Consider the following 16,646-nt stretch of genomic DNA (forward strand, 5'->3'; position numbering starts at 1 on the left):
GGGCAGACTCCGATCAGCGCGCCAGCCGGGGATTGAAGGCGTCGTTCGCCGCGTCGCCCAGCAGATTGAGCGCGAGCACGGTTGCGACGATGGACAGCCCCGGCAGCGCTGCGAGGTACCAGGCGGTGCGCAGCATCTCGCGCGCATCGCCGATCATGCTGCCCCACGAGACCACGTTGGGATCGCCCAGGCTCATGAACGACAGCGCCGACTCCATAAGGATGGCGTTGGCCACCAGCACGGAGGTGGTCACGATGATGGGGGGCAGCGCGTTGGGCAGGATTTCTGCCAGGACGATGCGCAGATGCCCGTAGCCCTGGGCCCGCGCCGCCTGCACGAACTCGGCATGGACCAGGGAACGGAACTCCGCGCGCACGAGGCGCGCGACGACGGGCCATGACGAGACGCCGATCGCCAGCGCGATCACGCCCACGGAGGGCTGGGCAATGGCCACGATCACGATCACCAGCAGGAAGGACGGAATGGTCTGGAACAGTTCCGTGAGCCGCACCAGCACGCGATCGGCCCAGCCGCCGAAATAGCCCGCCGCGGCGCCGACGCTGACGCCGATCGTCAGCGACAGGGCGGCCGCGGCCAGGCCCACAAGCAGCGAGACGCGCGCCCCATGGGCCAGGCCCGCCGCCACGTCGCGGCCCATCGTGTCCGTGCCGAGCGGGAACGCGGGGTCCTGACCGGGCCACGACAGCGGCGTGCCCACCATGTCCAGCGGGTCGTGGGGAAAGAGCCAGGGCGCACTTAGCGCCGCCGCTGCGATCACCGCGAGAAGCACGAGGCCGGCCAGCGCGGCGGGGTTGGCAAGAAATCGGCCGAGCGTGCTGGCACGCCAGGCGGCGGGATGGGGCAGGGAGGACGTCGTCATGCGGGGGCGGGGTGGGGCAAAGATCGGAGAATCGGAGAAGGTCAAAGAGCCCAGCTCAACGCGCCCGCACGCGGGGGTCGAGCGCGGCCTGGGCCAGGTCGACGACGATGTTCGCCACGATCACCAGCAGCGACGACAGGATCAGGATGCCCATCAGCACCACGTAATCGCGCGCCATCACGGACTCGTAGGCGAGCCGGCCGAGGCCGGGCCAGCTGAACACGGTCTCCACCACGACCGCGCCGCCGAGCAGGGTGCCGAAGTTCAGGCCCGCGACGGTGAGTACGGGCATGAGCGCATTGCGCAACACATGGCGCAGCGTGACTCGCAGCGGCGCGGCGCCTTTCGCGCGGGCGGTGCGCACGAAGTCCTGGCGGCTCACTTCGAGCATGGCGGCGCGGGTGAGCCGCGAAAAGATGGCGACGTAGAAGCCGGCAAGCGCCAGCGTCGGCAGGACCAGGTGGCGCGCCACGTCCAGCACGTGCGCGAGTCCGGTCTCATCGGTGCCCAGGGTGCTGACGCCGCCGGGCGGCAGCCAGCCCAGATGCACCGACAGCAGGATGATGGCCATGAGGCCGAGCCAGAACCCGGGCGTCGAGTACAGCAGTAGCGCGGCGAGCGACAGCACCCGATCGGGCCAACGGCCCACGAACGCGGCCATCACCGTGCCGAGCATGACGCCGGCGATCAGCGCGGCGGCCAGCGCCGTGCTCATGAGCAACGCCGTGTTGCCGATGCGGCTCGCGATCAGGTCCACGACGGGGGTGTTGTAGCGAGGCGAGAGGCCGAGATCGAGCCGCGCGAGGTGCTGCAGATAATTGCCGAGTTGTTGCAGCACCGGCAGGTCCAACCCGAAATGCCGGCGTGTGGCGGCCATGCTGTCGGCCGTGGCCGAGCCGGACTCCGCCGCGATGACGTCCGCAGCGTCGCCAGGCACGGCCTGCATCAGGAAGAAGCTCAGGAGGATCACGCCGGCCACCGTGGGAAGCGCGTGCAGCACGGCTCGCGCGGCGGTTCGCCCCAGGGCGGGCAGGCGCGAGAAGCGGGAAGGGGAAGCGGTCGATGACATGGCGGTCGTGAATCGAGGATGAGCCGATCGTAGCGGCGGCCCGCGCTCACCGGCTACGAAGCAAAGCGCATATGCAAAGTCGGAATCGCAACAGGGGCCGAGCGGTGGGGTTGGGTGGCCCAGTCTCATATCCATAGTTGAAAGGCTTCTTTGCCAGCAGGCATGGCGACACGCACGATGACAGCACTTTCCGGCTGGCGAAACGCCGCCTTTCTCTACTCATCAAGGTGATGGTCCTATGGCACGACAACAACTCCAACGCCGCGTCTCGCGCCCGGCGCGCCGCCATGCCCTGCGTGCGGGCGCCGCGCTCGGCCTGCTCGTCTGCATGGGTCTTGCCCACGCCGACGCCACGCAGGACAAGATCCGCGAACGCGGCAAGGTGACGATCGGCGTCCTGGCCAACGGCGGCGTGTTCGGCTCGCTCGATCCCGCGACGCAGCAACTGGTGGGATGGAATCCCGAACTGGCACGCAAGCTGGGCGAAGATCTTGGCGTGCCGGTGGAACTGGTGCAGGTGCAGACGCCGACCCGCGTGCAGTTCCTGATCTCGGGCAAGGTCGATCTCCTGATCGCATCGATGGAGCTCAATCCCGAGCGCGCGGATATCCTCGGGTACGCGCCTACGCCGTTCTATCGCGTGGGCGGCGCGGCTGCAACGCGCAAGAACAGCGGCGTTGCGCGGTGGGAAGACCTGCGCGGCAAGCCCGTCTGCGTGTCGCAGGGATCGAGCTACGCCAAGCCGCTGGCCGCCGAATACGGCGCCGACGTGAAGGGCTACAAGACTTCCTCGGATTCGCTGCTGGCGCTCAAAGGCGGCCTGTGCGTGGCGGCGGTGCACGATTCCACGCTCATCCACCCGCTGCTGAAAAACAACCCCGAGTGGACCGACTTCCATGCGCCCATCACGACGGACGTTTTGCCGGCGAACTCGGTGGTCTGGACCCGCAAGGGAGAGACGGACACCATCGCCGCCGTCGACAAGGTGATCCAGGGCTGGCATCGCAGCGGCTGGCTCATCCAGACCGAGCAGCGCCTGGGCATCACGCCGCCGCAGCCCTTGCTGCAAGAGCTGCACGACAAGGCCGTCAAGGGGAGCTGAGCATGGGCCTGCGTTCTATCCCCTCGAACCGGATGGTGGCCGTGGTGGCCGCCGCGGCAGCCGCACTCTGCATGGCGGCCCCTGCGCACGCCGACGCCACCCTCGACAAAGTGCGCCAGCGCGGCAAGCTCGTCGTGGGCGTGGATGGGGCGAGCCCCCCTTTCGGCGTGCTGGATCCGGCCACCGGCAAGGTGGGCGGATTCCAGGCCGAACTCGGCGCGGACATCGCGCGGCGGCTCGGCGTGACGCTGGAGACCGTGCCCGTCACCGCCTCGACCCGCGTGCAGTTCCTGCAGGCGGGCAAGGTCGACCTCCTGATCGCCAACATTCAGTGGACGCAGGAGCGCAGCGAGATCCTGAGCTATGCGCCCACACCCTACAACCTCGTGGGCGGCGCGGCCATGGTCTCGAAGAAGAGCGGAATCAAGCGCTGGGAAGACCTGCGCGGCAAGGTGGCCTGCGTGTCTCAAGGCAGCAACTTTGCCAAACCCTTGCAGGAGACGTACGGCGCGGTGGTGAAGGGACTGCGCAACATTCCCGAATCGCTGCTGGCGCTGAAGGGCGGCACCTGCGACGCCTCCGTGCATATACAGCCGGCGCTCTATGAAACGCTTCACGGCAAGAGCGCCTCGGAGTGGACGGCGTTCGAGCTTGCCACGCCGGACCAGCTCATTCCGTCGCCCACCGTCATCTGGACGCGCCGCGGCGAGGCCGACACGCGCGCCTTCGTCGATGGCGTGATCCGCGACTGGCACCGCAGCGGCCTGCTCGTCACGCAAGCCGAGAAGTGGAATGTCCCGTCCGATTATTTGCGCCAGTCGCACGAGAAAGCGCAGCGCGGCGAATTCGAGGCGGCCCCGCCCGAGTCTGCCAAGCAGTAAGCCCGCCTCGATCCCCGCACCCTGTCCCGGAGCCATTCCATGACTGCCAGCCCGTTTCCTGCCTTGTTGTCGCAACGCGCTCGCGCTGCCGACGTGTCGCCCATCGCGGCGGCCAGCGCCCAGGCCGCGCGCCTGCGCGCCGAGGGGCGCTCCATCGTCACGCTCACGTCGGGCGAGCCTGATTTCGACACGCCGCCCGAGCTCAAGCAGGCCGCGGTGGCCGCACTGCAGGCCGGCCAGACCAAGTACACGCCCACCGCCGGTACGTGGGCGCTGCGCGAGGCGGTCGCGCGGGGCTACGGCGCGCGTCACGATCTGCGCTACGAGGCCCGCGACGTGCTGGTCTCCAACGGCGGCAAGCAGGTGATCTATCTTGCGTTCAACGCCACGCTGGACCCGGGCGACGAAGTCATCGTGCCCGCGCCTTACTGGCCCACTTTTCCGGACAGCGTGCGCATCAATGGCGGCACGCCCGTGATCGTGCCGACCCGCGCGCAAGAGGGCTTCAAGCTCACGCCAGCCGGGCTGCGCCAGGCCCTGTCGCCCCGCACGCGCTGGCTGGTGCTGAACTCGCCCGCCAATCCGACGGGCGCGGTCTACAGCGCGGCCGAGCTCGCAGCGCTGGCGGCGGTGTTGCGCCAGCATCCGGACGTGCTGGTGCTGTGGGACGAGCTTTACGAAGAAGTCTGGTTCGGCGAGCCCCCCGCGCACTGGCTAACCGTGGCGCCCGACTTCCAGGGGCGCACGCTGCTGGTCAATGGGGTGTCGAAGGCGTACGCCATGACCGGCTGGCGGATCGGTTGGGGAACGGGCCCGGCCGGCCTTATCGCCGCGCTGGAGGCGGTGCAGTCTCAAGTGTCGTCCGGACCGAGTTCGGTAGGGCAGGCCGCTGCGCTTGCCGCGCTCGAAGGTGCGGCCGATGCGTTCGTGGCCGAGGCGCGCGCGGCCTATGGACGCCGGGCGCGGCTGGTGGCGCAGGGCCTGTCGGCGGTCCCCGGCTTGGACGTGCACGCGCCGGCCGGCGCCTTCTTTGCCTGGATCGGCGTGCAGGGCGTGATCGGCGCGACCCGTCCCGACGGCAAGGTTATCGCCGACGACGGCGATTTCACCGGCTGGCTGCTGGAGTCCGAGGGCGTGGCCGTGGTGCGCGGCGCAGCGTATGGGCTATCGCCCTATATCCGCCTGTCCTTCGCCACGTCGGACGCGCAACTCGAGCTGGCGGTGGAGCGGATCACGCGGGCCGTGAAGGCGCTGCGGCCAGCGACGGTCCTACGCCAGGTTGCGCCGGAGGCCGCATGACCGAGTCACTGCTCGAAGGATGGGTGGCGTTCGCCCGCCCATTCGGATTGAACTACGCATTCGTGCTGGATGCGGGTGAACGCGTGGCGTTCGTGCGCGGCCTGTGGGTCACCCTGCAGCTATGCGCCGCGTCGATACCCGTGAGCCTCGTGTTCGGCGTGTTGATCGCCGCCGGTCTCACGAGCGGACGGGCGTGGCTCACCCGGCCCCTCACTGCCTTCGTCGAACTCACGCGAAACACGCCAACGCTGGTTCAGCTCTACTGCGCGTTTCTCGTGCTCAACATGCTGATCTCGCAGAAGCTCGAGGGCGGCAATCCGGTCACCCCCTTTATGTGGGTGGTTCTGGTGGTGGCGCTGCATAAGGCCGTTTTTCATGCCGAGGCGCTGCGCGCGGGCATCGAAGCGGTTCCAGGCGTCACGCTGGAAGCCGCGCGGTCGCTGGCTTTCTCGCGCGGGGAGATCCTGTGGCGCGTGCAACTGCCGCTCGCCTTGCGTTTTGCCTTGCCTGCCCTGGTGAACAATCTGGTGGACCTGGTCAAGATGACCGCCATCGCGTCGGCGATCGCCGTGGGCGATGTGACGTACGAGTCGATCATGATCTGGTCGCAACGCGACAACGTGCTGGAACTCCTGCTTCTGATCCTGCTGTATTTCGGTCTCCTGACCTGGGGCGTGAGCGTGGCGGGCCGCTGGCTCGAGAACCTGCTGAGGATGCCCGGCTATGGACAATGACCTGACGTTGGCGCCGCCGGGGCGCTCCGGGTGGACGGCAGGGGCCGCGGCCCTGCTGCGCAACGTGGCGCGGGACCCCTGGTTCATCACGGTGCTGATCCTCGCTGTGCCAGCCGTGTACTGGACGGCCACTGGCACCACGCCGGTGGCCGTGGAGCGGCTCTGGTATTGGTGGCCCGCGCTGATGCGCGGACTGGGGATGAATGTGCAGATCAGCCTGCTCGCGATGACGCTGGGCACGATGCTCGGGCTGGTGGTTGGCGCCATCTCGCTCTCGCCGCTCGCGCCGCTGCGTGCGCTGACGCGCGCCTATGTTCTGGCGTTCCGCAACGCGCCGATTCTCGTGCTCGTTTACTTCACCACCTATGTCTTTCCGTTCGAAGTGCCGGTGGCGGGCTGGGTGCTGCCGTTTCCGGACTGGATCAAGGTGGTTATCGGCCTCGCGCTGCCCGCGTCGGCGAACGTGGCGGAGATATTCCGCGGCGCGGTGCAGTCCATCCCGGCCGCGCAATGGGAGGCGGCGCACTCGCTGGGCTTCGCGCGCACGCAGATATTCCGCATGGTGATCCTGCCGCAGTGCCTGCGCCGCATGCTGGCGCCGTGGATGAACCTGTACGCAAGCATCACCATGAGCACGGCGCTCGCATCGCTCGTGGGCGTGCATGACCTCGTCGACACCGCGACCGTGGCCAGCAATACCGTCGCGCGTACCGACTTCACGATTCTCATCTATTTCACGCTGTTGGCGCTGTTTTTCGCCTACTGCTATCCCATTTCGCGCCTGACGCGCTACCTGGAGCGGCGCCATGCCCGACACTGATTCCCTCGTCCGCCTGTCCAACGTGCACTTGGCGTTCGGCGACACGCCCGTTCTGAACGGCATCGACATCTCGGTGCGGCGTGGCGAGGCGGTGTCGATCATCGGCCCGTCCGGGTCGGGAAAGTCCACGATCCTGCGCTGCATTACCGGATTGCTGCGACCGCAACAAGGCGGGATCCGCGTAGGGGATGTCGACGTACAGGCTCTGCGGCGCGAACGCGACCTGATCGCGCTGCGCAAGCGCGTGGGATTCGTGTTTCAGCAGTACAACCTGTTTCCTCACATGAGCGTGCTGGAGAACCTGGTGGCCGCGCCGATCAAGGTGGGCGGGGTGTCCCGTGCGCGGGCGCTGGAGCGCGCGCGCGCGCTGCTCGCCCGCGTGCACATGGAACACAAGGCGGGCGCCTACCCCGGGGAGCTCTCGGGCGGCCAGCAGCAGCGCGTGGCGATTGCCCGCGCGCTCGCGCTTGAGCCGGAGCTGATGCTGTTCGACGAGGTGACCTCGGCGCTGGATCCCGAGATGGTGGGGGAGGTGCTGACCGTCATCCGCGACCTGGTGAGCGATGGACTGACCTGCGTGCTGGTGACCCACGAGATGCGCTTTGCCGAGGAAGTGAGCGACACCGTGTATTTCACCGAGGCGGGCCGCATCGTCGAGTCCGGCCCGCCCGCGCAACTCTTCGGCGCCCCGCGCAACGAGCGCACCGGCGCATTCCTGCAACGGGCGGCGGGTGGCGTGCCGGCACGCCGCCGCGGCGACCCTTTCGATTCCCTGTTTTCCTTCGACCCGCTGCGTCTGGCGGTATGACGGCCCGGCGCCGCGCACCCAGACGTTCTCTCACGACGTCCCATTCGAACACCACGAGGAGTCCATGATGACCCTAGCCCGATCCCCCGCGCAGGCCCCCACGGCCCGCCGCGCCAGCGTCGATGCCGCGCTGGCGGACATCCGCCTGATCCTTGCCGCGCGCGCCGTCGGCGGTGAGGCGCTAGACCGCGCCACGCTGGCGCAGGTCTCCCGGCGACTGGAGGCGCTGGCGGCCGAACGCCATCTCTTTCCGCCCGAGGCGTTTCCCGCGCCGGCGCCAGGCGCCCGGGAGTCGTCGACGCGCTACCGTCTCAATCCCGACGATGGCGATGACGATCTCGCGCTCTATCTCAACGCGATCAACCCTGGCAAAACCACGGTGCCGCACAACCACACCACCTGGGCAGTGATCGTGGCGCTGTCCGGCGCCGAACTCAATCGCGTCTACCGGCGCACTGACGATGGCGCGACGGCAGGGGTGGCCCGGCTGGAGCAGGTCCGGGAGGTGCTGGTGGAACCGGGCCAGGCCATCGCCTTCCTGCCCGACGACATCCACAGCATCCACGTGGTTGATGGCGGCCCCACGCTGCACTTCCATCTCTACGGGCGGCCGCTAGAGACGCTCGACGGCCGCATCGGAATCCAGCCGGAAACCGGCGAGATCATCAACTACAACGCCAGTCAGTTGACGCCCAGCGTCGAGGTGCGAGCATGAGCCAAGATTCCCTCTCGCATGACGACGCCGATCTGCGCACGCGCCTGATCCACGTCGGTTCGCCGGCGCTGCGCGGCGGGGCCGGCCCTGTGAACGTCCCGGTGGTTCGCACGAGCACCGTCCGGTTTGCGGACAGCGCGGCGCAGCAAACCTTGCAGGCGCGACGCGGCGCGGGTGAGCGCGTGGCGACCTATGGCCGGCATGGCCTGGACACGCACGCCGCTCTGGAGTCCGCGATCACGACGCTCGAGGGAGGCTATCGCACGCTGCTCGCGCCGTCCGGCCTGTCCGCCATCTCGCTGGTCTTTCTCGCGCTGCTCAAGCCCGGCGATCATGTGCTGGTGAGCGACAGTGTCTACGCGCCGGTGCGCAAGGTGGACCAGGTGCTGCTTCAGCGGCAGGGCATCAGGGTGGAGTACTTCACCCCGGGGCGCGATGCGCTGCCCGACCTGCTGCGGCCCCAGACGCGCCTGTTGTATGTCGAATCGCCGGGCTCGCTGCTTTACGAAGTGCTCGACCTGCCGGCGCTGGCTGCCCAGGCACGCGAGCGCGGCGTCGTGGTCGCGATCGACAACACGTGGGGCGCGGGCCTGTATCACCAGCCCCTGGCGTTGGGGGCCAATATCTCGATCCAGGCCGCCACCAAGTATCTCGCCGGGCATTCGGACGTGATGATGGGTTCGGTCACCGCCGATACGCCCGACCTCTTTGACCGCCTCGCGGCTACGCACGATGCGCTGGGGCTGTCCGTGGGGGCCGATGACGCGTATCTCACGCTGCGCGGCATCCGCACGCTCGATGTGAGGCTGGCGCGGCACCAAGCCAATGCCACGGCGGTGGCCGCATACCTGTCGGCCCATTCAGACGTTTCCCAGGTGTACTACCCGCCACTGCCGAAGGACCCGGGCCACGCGCTGTGGAAGCGCGATTTCAGCGGCGCCAACGGCCTCTTGACGTTCGCGTTCGCGCAGAACGGTCCGTGGGCGGCCGGCGTCTTCGTCGATGCGTTGCGCTACTTCTCGATCGGCGCATCGTGGGGCGGTTACGAGAGCCTGGCGCTTGAGGCCGCACCGCAGCGCCTGGCCGAGCATACGGGCTGGCCGGGCGGGCGCTGCGCCGTGCGCCTGCATGTGGGGCTGGAGCATCCGGACGACCTGATCGCCGATCTGGAGCGGGGCTTTGCCGCCGTGCGCGATCGGCTGCGGCTGACCGCCTGAACGCGGGCCGGCGCGGTACTGGCCGCCGCGCCGACCCCGGCTTCAAGCTATATGCAAAGGCCGATTCATCCTTAAGTCTCGCGCTCATGTAGACCGGACTACATCCTCTTTGTTTTTCATTGGCCTGCGTGCCTATCATGTGCCTGATTCATCAGCGGAAATCCAGGCATGTCCTTCATTTTGTCCATCGAATCCGTCCAACTCTCGTTTCTCGATCGGCAGGCCGGCGCGATTCGTGAGTTCTATCGTCACATCCTCGGGCTGAACGAGGTGGCGGGCGAGAGCGGCGCCCGTCTCACGTTCGCGCTAGGCAACGCGACCCTGTCGTTGTCGCCCGTGGCCAGCCTCGCGGCGGGTGTCAAGGCCGACTACCTTGCCCTGCGCACCGACGCCTTCGAGGCGGTTCGCGACCGCCTGCACGCGGCCGGCCATCACCCGGTGTGCTCGGCCGACACTGCGCCTGAGCGCGTGATGTACGTGAAGGATCCCAGCGGCAACCAGCTTGCCCTGCTGGGTTGAGACGAGCACCGACGGACGACGCCCATGAACTTTCAGCAATTGCGCTCCGTGCGCGAAGCGGTGCGCCGCGATTTCAACCTCACCGATGTGTCGGAGAGCCTGCATACCTCGCAGCCCGGCGTGAGCCGGCAGATCCGTGAACTTGAGGAAGAGGTGGGCGTCGACATCTTCGTGCGATCCGGCAAGCGCCTGATCGGCCTCACGCCGCCCGGCGAGCTGATCCTGCCGCTCGTCGAGCAGATCCTGCAGGCCGCCGACAACATCCGCCATGCGGGCGCGGAGTATGCCGGTGCGACGACGGGGGTGCTGTCCATCGCGGCGACGCACTCGCAGGCGCGCTACGCGCTCCCGCCCGTCATCAAGGAATTCCGAGCGCGTTATCCGGAAGTGGTATTGCACCTGCACCAGGGCTCGCCCAAGCAGGTCTCCGAGATGCTGCTCGAAGGCGAGGCGGACATTGGCGTGGCCACGGAGGCGGTGGCCGATTACTCGGGCCTGGTGAACCTGCCTTGCTATCGCTGGACGCACAGCGTCATCGTCCCGCCGCACCACCCGCTGGCCGGCACCGTCGCGCCCACGCTGTCGCAGCTCGCGGCCTATCCGATCATCACCTACGGACAGGGCTACACAGGCCGCGCGCATATCGACGAGGCGTTCGCGCGCGCCGGCATTACGCCGGATATTGTCATGACAGCCATGGACGCCGACGTGATCAAGACCTACGTCGAGCTCGAAATGGGCGTGGGCATCGTGGCCTCGGTTGCGTGGGATGCGGAGCGCGATACACGGATCACGGCCATCGACGCGCGGCATCTGTTCGAGATCAACCTGACGCGGCTGGCCGTGCGCCGTGGCGCGTGGCTGCGCGGTTACGCCTATCACTTCATCGAGCTCTTCGTGCCCACGCTGACGCAGCCTATCGTCGAAGCGGCGCTGCGCGGCGAGGACATCGGCGGGTGACGACGCACTCAACCGGGGCGCCGCCGAAGCGGCGGCTCGCGCGTCCCCCAGGCGCATCCCGTCGAGCCAATCTTCTCAGCGCCCGGCCGGCGGATCGAGATATACGTCCGCCAGATTCGACTCCACCCCGTCGGCGGTGAGCGAATGATCGTGAACGCGCTGGTTTGCGATCGTGATGAACTCCGGTTGATACAGGTTCAGATCGGGCACTTCGCGAGCCACGATCTCCTGAAACTCCTTGAACAGCGCCACGCGCCGCGCTGGGTCGTTTTCCACGGCCGCGGCCTCGAGCAGGGCATCGACCTTCGGGTTGCTGTAATGGGTGCCATTGGAGAAAGGCACACCCTTGATGAAGTTTTTCGACCAGTACAAGCGCTGCACGCCCACCGTCGGGTCGAACAGGTTGCTCGCGCCGTTTGTCGTGAACGCGAAGTCGCGGTCGGTGTAGACGCGCTTGATGAACGCCGAGGCGTCCTGGGCGCGCACGTTGACGGCAATACCCACGCGGCCAAGCGTGGTGCGCAGATAGTCCGCCAGCCGCGCGCCGTCGGCGCCGATGGGGTTGAAGTCTAGCGGGACCGAGAAGCGCACGTTGTTCGCGCCGCGCGGGTAGCCTGCTTCGTCGAGCAGGGCGTTGGCGCGCTTCAGGTCGAAGGGATAAGGTGTAGGGGCGGGGTCGTTGTAGGCCATCAGTCCCGGGGCGATTGGCGAGTAGGCCACCTGCCCGACGCCATAGTTCACGACCTTCAGGATCACGTTGCGGTCGATGGCGTGCGCGATCGCCTGGCGCACCTTTTCGTTCTTGAAATAGGGGTTGTCGAGATTGAACTCGAGGCGCGTCACGTTGAACGAATAACTGTTTCCCTTGGTCTCGAAGCGCAGGCTGGGCACCTTGCGCAGGCGTTCCAGGTCGGCGAGCGGCACCGGTGTGCGGTAGCCAAGGTCGACCGTGCCGGTTTCGAAGGCGATTGCCGCAGCGGCCGGATCGGCGACCACGCGCACGATCAGGCGGTCCACGTAAGGCTTGGGCTTGTCCCAGTAGTCGGGATTGCGCTCGTACACGATGTGGCTGCCGCGCACCCATTCCTTGAACTTGAATGGGCCCGTGCCGATCGGGGCGGCCGTCGCCGGGTTGGAGAGCGGGTCGGTTCCCTCGTAGATGTGCCGCGGAACGATCGGCGTTTCGGTGGCTACGAAGGCGCGGATCAGATAGGGCGCCGGCTTGGACAGGCGCAGGACCACCGTGTGGTCGTCCGGCGTCTCGATCGCCGTGACGTTGGCGAATGTGTTGCGTCCGCGCGGGTGGATCTTCTTGAGCAGGTTGAGCGAATAGGCGACGTCCGCCGAGGTGAACGGCTTGCCATCATGCCAGCGCACGCCCTGGCGCAGCGTGAACGTGTACACGGTGCCGTCGGGGCTGATCGTCCAGGCCGTGGCGAGCTGCGGTTGCGGCGTAAGGTCGTAATCGTATTTGAGCAGGCCTTCCGTGACTTTGGCGCTGACGCTCAGGATGGGCGTGGCGACGTTGCCGACGGTCACGAGCGCGGTGGGTTCGGATGGCAGCAACAGGGTCAGGGTGCCGCCTTGGGGCTTGGCGGCGGCTTGGGCTGCGGCGTTGCCGGGCAAGGCGAAGGGTGCGGCCAGCGCTGTGGCGAGGGCGGCGTGTAGAAGCGTACGGCGGGTCAGGGTCATGGCAATGGCTCGTGATTGAGTAGGAAAGCGGTGCGGGCAGGGTTTCAGGAGGTGCGATAGCGGTCGCGCGATTGCTCTGGACTCACCAGGCCCAGCTGCAGGTCTTCCCGCAGCAGCGCGGGCGCGCGGCCGGCCGGATCGCCCAGGCCGCCGCCGCCCGGGGTGTGGACAACCAGGGTCTCGCCGGCAGGGATGAGCTGGCGTCCTTTGGCCCGCAGGACCGCGCCCGAGGCAAGGCCGAGGTGGCCGGGCGCGCCGTCTTGGCCGCCCAGCGCGCCGCGTGCGGGATGCACGACGCGGTCGAAGGCAGCGGCGATGATCATGCCCGCACGCGGGTCGGCGTGACGCACGGCGATGGTCTGTCCCAGCCCGCCTCGCAGCGCGCCCGGGCCGCCCGAGTCGGCGCGGAACTCTTTGCGCTCGAACACCAGCGGATTGGCGGCCTCAAGGATTTCTATCGAGACGTTGCGCACGCCGCTCGGGTAGGACGTGACGGACAGTCCGTCCTTGCCCGGGCGGGCGCCGGTGCCGCCTGTCGAGAAACTCACTGCATTGAAGCGCTGGCCCCGGATGAGCGCCTCGTTCTGCTCGGCGCTGGCGCCCGCGAGCGGTTCTCCGCCCACCAGGTGCAGGTTCCACAGCGACGAGCTGCCTTCCGCTGGCACCTGATCGGGCCGCGCCTGGCGCAGCGCGCCAAACACCACGTCGGGCAGCATCTGCCCGATGATGTGGCGCGCAGTGACGGCGGCGGGGAAGCGGGCATTGAGGATTGAGCCTTCGGGCGCGCTCACCTGCACCACGGACAGCGAGCCCGCATTGTTCGGCACGTCGGCGCCGATCAGGCAGCGGATGCCGAATGAGGTGTAGGCGTCGGTGTAGGCCTTCACCACGTTGATGCCACGCGCGACCTGGGCGGACGTGCCGTCGAAGTCAACCAGGATGCGGTCGGGCTCGACCGTGACGCGCGCGGCGAGCTCGATGGGCGCGTCATAGCCGTCGATGGTGAGCCGGTTGGTCCAGCTGCCCTGCGGCCAGGCGGCGATCGCGTGCAGCATCGTGAGACGCGATTGCTCGATGATCGTGTTGCCCAGCGTGACCAGATCGTCGAGTTCGAACTCGCGCAGCAGATCCTTCAAACGGCGGCCGCCGACCTCGTTGCACGCCACCAGCGCATACAGGTCGCCTTCGACCTGCTCGGGCTCGCGTACGTTGGCACGAATGATGGCGAACACGCCGGGATCGGCCTGGTGCGCGTGGAAGAGCTTCACGATCGGCAGGAACAGACCCTCGTGATAGACCTCCAGGCCATCGGCGCTGCTGCCGATTCCGCCGATGTCGATCACGTGCAGCGTCGACGCGAAGAGCGCCACCAGGCGGCCCGCATGGAAGACGGGCGAGACCATGGTCATGTCGAACAGATGGCCGGTGCCTTTCCAGGGATCGTTGGTGAGCAGCACGTCGCCATCGCGCAGCGTGTCGGCGGGAAAGACGCGAAGGAAGTGCTTCACCGACTCCGCCATGGCGTTGACGTGGCCGGGCGTGCCGGTCACCGCTTGCGCGATCATGCGGCCGTCGGGGAGAAACACGCCCGCGGACAGGTCGCCGGCCTCGCGCGTGGCCGTGCCGAAGGCCGAACGGATCAATACCTGCGCCTGTTCCTCGACGACCGAGAGGAGGCGGTTCCAGGCGAGCTGTTGGCGGATGCGTGCACGCGCGGCGGTGGCGCGCGCCTGCGCGGAGGCGGGGGAAGAGGTCGACGTCATGCCGTGGTCTCCAGGAGCGGGGAAGGCGTGGCGGGAACGCGTTGCTGATCGTGCAGCACCAGCGACCCCTGCGGGCTGCGATGGGCCACGAAGCCATCGGGAACGTGGGTGGTGGTCTCGTCCTCGACGACGAGGGCCGGGCCGCGCACCAACTGGTCGGGCGCAAGGGCGCCGCGCTCGTAGACCGGCACGTCGCGCCAGCTTGCGGTGGCAAGGTCATAGAGCGAGCGCTGCCCGGCAGGGGTGGCCGGTTGGAGCCCGGCCGCGTCGATTACATCCGCGGCGATGTCCCGGCGGGCGCCGGCCTGCGCGGAGACCGACCAGCTCACCGTCTCGGCGGGCACGTGCGGCAGGCTGCGGCCGTAGATTTGCGCGTAACGCAGCGCGAACTGTTCCCCCAGCGTCTGGGCGGCAGCCGCGTCGAAGGGGCCGGGCGCAAGATCGATCGCGATCTCATGCCCCTGGCCGGCATAGCGCATATAGACCTGGCGCTTGATCGAGATCGGCTCGTCCGGCGCGGCGCGCCGCACCACGGCCTGGACCTGCGCGGTGAGATCCGCGAGCAGACCGGTGGCCAGCGCAAGGTCGATGCGGTCCAGCCGCTGATGCAGGCTACGCACGGCCTGGTAGGCGATGGGCGCCCACAGGAATCCCACCGCCGAACCCACGCCGGCCGATTGGGGGACGATGACCGTGCCGATGCCCAGCTTGCGCGCGAGCAGCGCTGCGTGCAGCGGCGCGGCGCCGCCGAACGCGATCAGGGTGTGTTCGTCGGCCGTCTTGCCCAGCTCGGAGGCGTGCACGCGGGCGGCATTGGCCATGTTCTCGTTCACGACCTCCAGCACGGCCTGGGCTGCCTCCGGATCCGTGAGCTGGGCCGGGCTGGCGAGATGGGCCTGCACGGCGAGCCGCGCGAGCGCGGGATCGAGCGAAACCTTGCCTACGGCGAAGCGCTCCGGCGTGATGGTGCCGAGGACCGCGTGGGCGTCGGTCACGGTGGGATGCTGGCCGCCCAGCCCGTAGGCCGCGGGCCCGGGCGCCGAGCCCGCGCTGTCGGGCCCGACCTGGATCACGCCCAGGTGATTGACCCGGGCGATCGAGCCGCCGCCCGCGCCGATCTCGATCATTTCGATGACGGGTATGCGGATGGGCAGGCCCGAGCCCTTGAGGTGGCGATGCACGCGGCCGAACTCGAAGCTGCGGCTGATCTGCGGCTGGTAGTCGTCGATGTAGCAGATCTTGGCCGTGGTTCCGCCCATGTCGAACGAGAGCGCGCGCGCCGCGCCGACCTGCTCGGCGATGTGCTGGGCCAGGATGGCGCCGCCTGCGGGCCCCGACTCCACGAGCCGCACGGGCTCGTCCACGCCGGTTTGCAGCGTCGCGATGGCGCCGCCCGAAGTCATCAGGAACGGTTCGGCCCGCAGGCCGCGTTCACGCGCGGCCGCTTCGAAGCGCCGCAGGTAACCCGACACCTGGGGCTGCACGTAGGCGTTCGCGCAGACCGTGGACAGGCGCGGATACTCGCGGATCTCGGCGCACACGTCGGAAGACAGGGAGATCCACAGCGTGGGCAGCTCGGCGCGGAGCAGGTCGCGGATGCGGCGCTCGTGTGCGGGATGCGCGTAGCTGTGCAGCAGGCACACCGCGACGCTCTCGATGCGGTCCTCGCGCAGCCGGTCAGCCAGCGCGCGCACACCGTCCTCGTCGAGCGGCGTGAGCACGCGGCCCTGGGCGTCGACCCGTTCGGTCACGCCGTGGCGCCAGTCGCGCGGCACGAGCGGTTGCGGCTTGTCCAGGAAGATGTCGTATTGGGCGTAGCGGTCCTCCAGGCCGATCTCGACCAGATCGCGGAAACCGGCGGTGGTGACGAGGGCCGTGCGCGCGCCCTTGCGCTCGATGAGCGCATTGGTGGCGAGCGTGGTGCCCAGCACCAGGCGATCCACGTCCGGCCAACTCAGTTGCGCTGCGATCAGCAGTTCGTCGATGCCGGCCAGGACGGCCTGTTCTGGCGCGGCAGGCGTCGTGAGCAGCTTGGCGGAGCGCCGCGTCTCGCCCTGTTCGAGGACGATGTCGGTGAATGTGCCGCCGACGTCGACGGCCACCCGGACGGCGGCGCGCCGCGCGGCGGGCGTTTGAGGTATTGCGGGCATGGGGACAATCCTGTTCGTGGTCTGGGAGACGCCGCGC

At 68.3% G+C, this 16,646-nt stretch carries 15 protein-coding genes; 10 read left to right on the forward strand and 5 right to left on the reverse strand.

All coding sequences use genetic code 11. The annotated features are described in order from the left end of the window. Nucleotides 1-13 precede the first annotated feature (13 nt). Together ASD87_RS19845 and ASD87_RS19850 are read right to left on the reverse strand one after the other, a co-directional pair. Nucleotides 14-880, reverse strand: coding sequence for an ABC transporter permease (locus ASD87_RS19845; RefSeq protein WP_056325494.1), 867 nt, complete (start codon nucleotides 878-880; stop codon nucleotides 14-16). Nucleotides 881-935: 55 nt separating this feature from the next. Continuing rightward, nucleotides 936-1,949 (reverse strand): ABC transporter permease, encoded by a 1,014-nt coding sequence (locus ASD87_RS19850; RefSeq protein WP_082586363.1) that lies wholly within the window; start codon nucleotides 1,947-1,949, stop codon nucleotides 936-938. 238 nt (nucleotides 1,950-2,187) lie between these two features. Here ASD87_RS19850 and ASD87_RS19855 point away from each other — a divergent pair, with 238 nt between their 5' ends. The 10 genes from ASD87_RS19855 to ASD87_RS19900 all read left to right on the forward strand — a co-directional run bounded on the left by ASD87_RS19855 (nucleotide 2,188) and on the right by ASD87_RS19900 (nucleotide 11,004). After that, entirely contained in the window at nucleotides 2,188-3,051 is an 864-nt protein-coding gene (locus ASD87_RS19855) for a transporter substrate-binding domain-containing protein (RefSeq protein ID WP_082586364.1), read from the forward strand. A gap of 2 nt (nucleotides 3,052-3,053) precedes the next feature. Beyond that, nucleotides 3,054-3,932, forward strand: a complete 879-nt coding sequence (locus tag ASD87_RS19860) for a transporter substrate-binding domain-containing protein (RefSeq protein ID WP_056325497.1) — start codon at nucleotides 3,054-3,056, stop codon at nucleotides 3,930-3,932. A gap of 39 nt (nucleotides 3,933-3,971) precedes the next feature. Then, on the forward strand, nucleotides 3,972-5,231 hold the full coding sequence (locus ASD87_RS19865) for an aminotransferase class I/II-fold pyridoxal phosphate-dependent enzyme (RefSeq protein ID WP_056325499.1): 1,260 nt from the start codon (nucleotides 3,972-3,974) through the stop codon (nucleotides 5,229-5,231). After that, complete coding sequence (locus ASD87_RS19870) at nucleotides 5,228-5,965, forward strand: amino acid ABC transporter permease (RefSeq protein WP_056325502.1); 738 nt, start codon at nucleotides 5,228-5,230, stop codon at nucleotides 5,963-5,965. The genes ASD87_RS19865 and ASD87_RS19870 overlap by 4 nt, the downstream gene beginning before the upstream one ends. Then, nucleotides 5,955-6,785 carry an amino acid ABC transporter permease gene (locus ASD87_RS19875; protein ID WP_056325506.1) on the forward strand — a complete coding sequence of 277 codons (831 nt, stop codon included), beginning with the start codon at nucleotides 5,955-5,957 and terminating at the stop codon, nucleotides 6,783-6,785. Before ASD87_RS19870 ends, ASD87_RS19875 begins: the two co-directional genes overlap by 11 nt. Continuing rightward, nucleotides 6,772-7,593 (forward strand): amino acid ABC transporter ATP-binding protein, encoded by an 822-nt coding sequence (locus ASD87_RS19880; RefSeq protein WP_056325510.1) that lies wholly within the window; start codon nucleotides 6,772-6,774, stop codon nucleotides 7,591-7,593. Before ASD87_RS19875 ends, ASD87_RS19880 begins: the two co-directional genes overlap by 14 nt. A 67-nt stretch (nucleotides 7,594-7,660) precedes the next feature. Beyond that, nucleotides 7,661-8,308 (forward strand): cysteine dioxygenase family protein, encoded by a 648-nt coding sequence (locus ASD87_RS19885; protein ID WP_056325512.1) that lies wholly within the window; start codon nucleotides 7,661-7,663, stop codon nucleotides 8,306-8,308. Then, entirely contained in the window at nucleotides 8,305-9,525 is a 1,221-nt protein-coding gene (metC, locus tag ASD87_RS19890) for a cystathionine beta-lyase (RefSeq protein ID WP_056325514.1), read from the forward strand. Before ASD87_RS19885 ends, metC begins: the two co-directional genes overlap by 4 nt. 168 nt (nucleotides 9,526-9,693) lie before the next feature. Further along, complete coding sequence (locus ASD87_RS19895; RefSeq protein ID WP_056325517.1) at nucleotides 9,694-10,044, forward strand: VOC family protein; 351 nt, start codon at nucleotides 9,694-9,696, stop codon at nucleotides 10,042-10,044. 24 nt (nucleotides 10,045-10,068) lie between these two features. Further along, nucleotides 10,069-11,004 (forward strand): CysB family HTH-type transcriptional regulator, encoded by a 936-nt coding sequence (locus tag ASD87_RS19900; protein WP_056325520.1) that lies wholly within the window; start codon nucleotides 10,069-10,071, stop codon nucleotides 11,002-11,004. 75 nt (nucleotides 11,005-11,079) lie between these two features. On the opposite strand, the gene ASD87_RS19905 is transcribed toward ASD87_RS19900, so the two are convergent. Genes ASD87_RS19905 through ASD87_RS19915 form a run of 3 tightly spaced genes read right to left on the reverse strand, consistent with a single transcriptional unit; the run spans nucleotide 11,080 to nucleotide 16,609 of the window. Then, entirely contained in the window at nucleotides 11,080-12,696 is a 1,617-nt protein-coding gene (locus tag ASD87_RS19905) for an ABC transporter substrate-binding protein (RefSeq protein ID WP_056325523.1), read from the reverse strand. Between the two features lie 44 nt (nucleotides 12,697-12,740). Next, entirely contained in the window at nucleotides 12,741-14,459 is a 1,719-nt protein-coding gene (locus tag ASD87_RS19910) for a hydantoinase B/oxoprolinase family protein (protein WP_056325525.1), read from the reverse strand. Beyond that, on the reverse strand, nucleotides 14,456-16,609 hold the full coding sequence (locus ASD87_RS19915) for a hydantoinase/oxoprolinase family protein (protein WP_056325527.1): 2,154 nt from the start codon (nucleotides 16,607-16,609) through the stop codon (nucleotides 14,456-14,458). The genes ASD87_RS19910 and ASD87_RS19915 overlap by 4 nt, the downstream gene beginning before the upstream one ends. Nucleotides 16,610-16,646 lie beyond the last annotated feature (37 nt).

It is taken from the genome of Achromobacter sp. Root170, from assembly GCF_001428165.1.
Lineage (GTDB): Bacteria > Pseudomonadota > Gammaproteobacteria > Burkholderiales > Burkholderiaceae_B > Achromobacter > Achromobacter mucicolens.